Origin of the sequence: Alcanivorax jadensis T9 (assembly GCF_000756655.1) — a bacterium.
GTDB classification, from domain to species: domain Bacteria; phylum Pseudomonadota; class Gammaproteobacteria; order Pseudomonadales; family Alcanivoracaceae; genus Alcanivorax; species Alcanivorax jadensis.
This window is the reverse complement of the sequence record NZ_ARXU01000024.1, coordinates 1-3,783: the sequence shown is the minus strand read 5'-3', so window position 1 is coordinate 3,783 and position 3,783 is coordinate 1. Positions and strand designations below refer to the sequence as shown.

Below are 3,783 nucleotides of genomic sequence, written 5' to 3'. Positions count from 1 at the left end.
CCACACGTTTGCTTGTCTGTAGTTAAAGGGTGTAGACGCTTTCTATAGGTCTGTAGCTCAGTTGGTTAGAGCGCACCCCTGATAAGGGTGAGGTCGGCAGTTCAAATCTGCCCAGACCTACCAATTTCAGCACGGTTTTGGGGCCTTAGCTCAGCTGGGAGAGCGCCTGCCTTGCACGCAGGAGGTCAGCGGTTCGATCCCGCTAGGCTCCACCAAGTTGCTGCAATGGTCTAGAAAGCGCTGAAGAAGTCAGAATCAAGCATTTAATTGATTGCTTGCTTCTGGCTTTTTAGTCGGACATCGAAATCTTTATGATTCGATATCCCACACGTTTGCTTGTCTGTAGTTACCGGCAAGAAGCCGGAAACAAGTGATCCCTCAGGGATTATTTGTTTCCGGTTTTTTAATCGGTCTTATATCTGATGGTATAAGAAGCTCTTTAAAAATTTGGGAAATGAGAAGTCCAAGTATTCCAATGGAATACAAGCGTTAGAAGTTTATTCACGATGAATGAATGACCTGGGCGGACTTGGAGTTTGAGGCTGGAAGACGTAAGTCTGAAGGTTGAGAGTGAAGAGACTGTTTTGGGTTATATAGTCAAGTGAATAAGCGTACACGGTGGATGCCTTGGCAGCCAGAGGCGATGAAGGACGTTGTAGCTTGCGATAAGCTTCGGGGAGGTAGCAAACAACCTTTGATCCGGAGATTTCCGAATGGGGAAACCCACCTGTCATAAGGCAGGTATCGCATACTGAATACATAGGTATGCGAGGCGAACGAGGGGAACTGAAACATCTAAGTACCCTTAGGAACAGAAATCAATTGAGATTCCGTCAGTAGCGGCGAGCGAACGCGGATTAGCCCTTAAGTCTGAGAATGATTAGGAGAACGGTCTGGGAAGGCCGGCCATAGTGGGTGATAGCCCCGTATCCGAAAATCTGATCAGGTGAAATCGAGTAGGTCGGAGCACGTGAAACTTTGACTGAACATGGGGGGACCATCCTCCAAGGCTAAATACTCCTGGCTGACCGATAGTGAACCAGTACCGTGAGGGAAAGGCGAAAAGAACCCCGGAGAGGGGAGTGAAATAGAACCTGAAACCGTGTACGTACAAGCAGTCGGAGCCCTCTTTGTGGGGTGACGGCGTACCTTTTGTATAATGGGTCAGCGACTTAATTTCAGTAGCGAGGTTAACCGTATAGGGGAGCCGTAGGGAAACCGAGTCTTAATAGGGCGTTTAGTTGCTGGGATTAGACCCGAAACCGGGCGATCTATCCATGGGCAGGTTGAAGATGCGGTAACACGCATTGGAGGACCGAACCGACTACCGTTGAAAAGTTAGCGGATGACCTGTGGATCGGAGTGAAAGGCTAATCAAGCTCGGAGATAGCTGGTTCTCCCCGAAAGCTATTTAGGTAGCGCCTCGGACGAATACCACTGGGGGTAGAGCACTGTTTCGGCTAGGGGGTCATCCCGACTTACCAACCCGATGCAAACTCCGAATACCAGTGAGTACTATCCGGGAGACACACGGCGGGTGCTAACGTCCGTCGTGAAGAGGGAAACAACCCAGACCGCCAGCTAAGGTCCCCAAATTCCAGTTAAGTGGGAAACGATGTGGGAAGGCTCAGACAGCTAGGAGGTTGGCTTAGAAGCAGCCACCCTTTAAAGAAAGCGTAATAGCTCACTAGTCGAGTCGGCCTGCGCGGAAGATGTAACGGGGCTCAAACTGGATACCGAAGCTGCGGATGTGCACTTAGTGCACGTGGTAGGGGAGCGTTGTGTAAGCCTGTGAAGGTGTGTTGAGAAGCATGCTGGAGGTATCACAAGTGCGAATGCTGACGTGAGTAACGATAATGGGAGTGAAAAACTCCCACGCCGAAAGACCAAGGTTTCCTGCGCAACGCTAATCGGCGCAGGGTGAGTCGGCCCCTAAGGCGAGGCAGAAATGCGTAGCTGATGGGAAACGGGTTAATATTCCCGTACTTCTTATAACTGCGATGGAGAGACGGAGAAGGCTATACCTACCGGGCGTTGGTTGTCCCGGGGAAAGGTCGTAGGCTGAGGTGTTAGGCAAATCCGGCACCTTAAGGCTGAGAACCGAGACCACTGGTCCTTTGTGACCGGGAAGTGGTTGATGCCATGCTTCCAGGAAAATCTTCTAAGCTTCAGGTTATAAGGAACCGTACCCCAAACCGACACAGGTGGTTGGGATGAGTATTCTAAGGCGCTTGAGAGAACTCGGGTGAAGGAACTAGGCAAAATTGTACCGTAACTTCGGGAGAAGGTACGCCGCTGACGGTGATGAGACTTGCTCTCTGAGCTATTGGCGGTCGCAGTGAAAAGGCCCCTGCAACTGTTTATTAAAAACACAGCACTCTGCAAACGCGTAAGCGGACGTATAGGGTGTGACGCCTGCCCGGTGCCGGAAGGTTAATTGATGGGGTTAGCTTCGGCGAAGCTCTTGATCGAAGCCCCGGTAAACGGCGGCCGTAACTATAACGGTCCTAAGGTAGCGAAATTCCTTGTCGGGTAAGTTCCGACCTGCACGAATGGCGTAATGATGGGGGCGCTGTCTCCACCCGAGACTCAGTGAAATCGAAATCGCAGTGAAGATGCTGTGTACCCGCGGCTAGACGGAAAGACCCCGTGAACCTTTACTATAGCTTCACAGTGGACTTTGAACCTGCTTGTGTAGGATAGCTGGGAGACTTTGAAGCGGTGACGCTAGTCATCGTGGAGTCGTCCTTGAAATACCAGCCTGGCATGTTTGAGGTTCTAACCTAGGTCCATTATCTGGATCGGGGACATTGTGTGGTGGGTAGTTTGACTGGGGCGGTCTCCTCCCAAAGAGTAACGGAGGAGCACAAAGGTACCCTCAGCACGGTCGGACATCGTGCAACGAGCGTAAAGGTAGAAGGGTGCTTGACTGCGAGACCTACAAGTCGAGCAGGTGCGAAAGCAGGTCTTAGTGATCCGGTGGTTCTGTATGGAAGGGCCATCGCTCAACGGATAAAAGGTACTCCGGGGATAACAGGCTGATACCGCCCAAGAGTTCATATCGACGGCGGTGTTTGGCACCTCGATGTCGGCTCATCTCATCCTGGGGCTGAAGCCGGTCCCAAGGGTATGGCTGTTCGCCATTTAAAGAGGTACGCGAGCTGGGTTTAGAACGTCGTGAGACAGTTCGGTCCCTATCTGCCGTGGGCGTTGGAGATTTGAGAGGAGCTGCTCCTAGTACGAGAGGACCGGAGTGGACGAACCTCTGGTGTTCCGGTTGTCACGCCAGTGGCATTGCCGGGTAGCTACGTTCGGACGGGATAACCGCTGAAAGCATCTAAGCGGGAAGCCTCCCTCAAGATGAGATCTCCCTGGGGGCTTGACCCCCCTAAAGGGCCGTTGAAGACCACAACGTTGATAGGCTGGGTGTGGAAGCGTTGTAAGGCGTGAAGCTAACCAGTACTAATTGCCCGTGAGGCTTGACTATATAACACCAAAGCAGTCTCGGCTCGCAGAGCCAGGACCGCAAAGATACGGTGTCAGAGATTAGACGCTTGCGTCATTGAGTAGCAAACTTCTCATTCCCAATTGGCTTTGCCGGTGAGCAATGTTGTACACCGGCGAGGCAACCTAATTTAGCGAAAGCTAAACCAGTTTGCCTGACGACCATAGAGTGTTGGAACCACCTGATCCCATGCCGAACTCAGAAGTGAAACGACATATCGCCGATGGTAGTGTGGGGTTTCCCCATGTGAGAGTAGGTCATCGTCAGGCTCTTAAATA

At 51.7% G+C, this 3,783-nt stretch carries 2 tRNA genes and 2 rRNA genes; all 4 read left to right on the top strand.

The features are described 5' to 3' along the window. Positions 1 to 46 precede the first annotated feature (46 nt). The 4 genes from T9A_RS16475 to rrf all read left to right on the top strand — a co-directional run bounded on the left by T9A_RS16475 (position 47) and on the right by rrf (position 3,774). Positions 47 to 123: transfer RNA gene (locus T9A_RS16475), tRNA-Ile, on the top strand. 16 nt (positions 124 to 139) lie between these two features. After that, positions 140 to 215 (top strand) — tRNA-Ala (locus T9A_RS16470). Between the two features lie 380 nt (positions 216 to 595). Next, positions 596 to 3,487: ribosomal RNA gene (locus tag T9A_RS16465) — 23S ribosomal RNA — on the top strand. Between the two features lie 171 nt (positions 3,488 to 3,658). Next, positions 3,659 to 3,774: ribosomal RNA gene (gene rrf, locus T9A_RS16460) — 5S ribosomal RNA — on the top strand. Positions 3,775 to 3,783: the final 9 nt, after the last annotated feature.